This window comes from Halomonas sp. AOP7-E1-9, from assembly GCF_052376035.1.
Lineage (GTDB): Bacteria > Pseudomonadota > Gammaproteobacteria > Pseudomonadales > Halomonadaceae > Vreelandella > Vreelandella citrativorans.
In genome coordinates, this window is sequence record NZ_JBQSVC010000086.1 from 1 (window position 1) to 1,256 (window position 1,256).

General features: G+C 51.8%; 1 protein-coding gene. It reads right to left on the reverse strand.

What is annotated here, in order from left to right; genetic code table 11:
- Positions 1–30: 30 nt before the first annotated feature.
- Positions 31–1,196, reverse strand: a protein-coding gene (locus tag ACT3R4_RS18405) for an IS3 family transposase (protein ID WP_139296708.1) whose coding sequence is annotated in 2 segments (ribosomal slippage) — positions 31–935 and positions 935–1,196 — 1,167 coding nt in all. Because the reading frame shifts where the segments join, the coding sequence is not laid out codon by codon here.
- Positions 1,197–1,256 lie beyond the last annotated feature (60 nt).

The window sequence follows — 1,256 nt, forward strand, 5'->3', positions numbered from 1 at the left end:
TGATCTTACCCAGCAACAGTGGACACTCGTTTAAGCGATCATTCGGACTTCAAACGCCTCTGGGCTGATCATCCCTATAGCACTGTGCCGTCGTTGCTTGTTGTAGTCCAGTTCGATGTATTCAAACACCTGGCGTCTCATCATATCTCGCGTTTTAAAGTTCTCGCCGTGGATCGCTTCCACCTTGAGGCTGTGAAAGAAGCTTTCGGCACAGGCGTTATCATAACAGTTGCCTTTCGCGCTCATACTGCACTTGAGTTCATGTCGCGTCAGTAGCGACTGATACAGCGTCGAACAGTACTGACCACCTCGATCTGAATGGACGATCACGCCTGTTGGCATTTTACGTTTCCATAGCGCCATTTGTAGTGCATCACAGACAAGATCTGCCGTCATACGCTCGCTCATTGCCCAACCAACGACTTTGCGAGAGTAAAGATCAATTAGCACAGCAAGATAAAGCCAACCTTCACCCGTCGCCAAGTAGGTGATATCACCCACCCACTTTTGATTAGGGGCTGAAGCCCTGAAGTCTTGCTCTAGCAGGTTTGGCGCAACAGGTAGCGAATGTCGAGAGTTTGTGGTGGCCTTGAACTTACGGGCAGCTTTAGCACGCAGGCCTTGTCGCTGTAAGCTGGCAGCCACGGTCTTGCGATTCACCGGTATTCCGTCATCTTGCAGGTCTAGAGCTAATCTCGGGGCGCCTGAGCGGCCTTTACGTTGGTGAAACGCCGCAGCCACACGCTTATCGAGAACGGCTTGCTGGCTGCGCTTTAGAGACAGACCTCCTTCGCGCTGTCGCCAAGCGTAGTAGCCGCTTCGAGCGACCCCAACAACATGGCACATGCGCTGAACACTGAAAGCCTGGCGATGACGATGGATAAAGGCGTACTTCACTTCAGGCTCTTCGCAAAGTACACCGCGGCCTTTTTTGTGATAGCCAGCTCCTCATTGGCTTCGGCTAATTGCCGCTTCAGACGAACGTTTTCTTCTGCCAGCGACCGCTCTCGCTCAGATGTATCTTGCTGTTGCTGAACCTTAGAACGCCACTGATAAAGCTGACTCGAGTGTATGCCCAGTTCACGAGCCGCTGCGGCAACGCCTATGCGATCAGCAAGCGCTAACGCTTCTTGCCGATAGGTATCTGAGTAACGGGTATAGGATTTTTTCTTCATTGATGTCGTCGATCTTGCCATGGTTCACCTCGTTGCAGTGTATTACATTCTTGAGGTGTCCATCGTTACTGGGCAAGATCA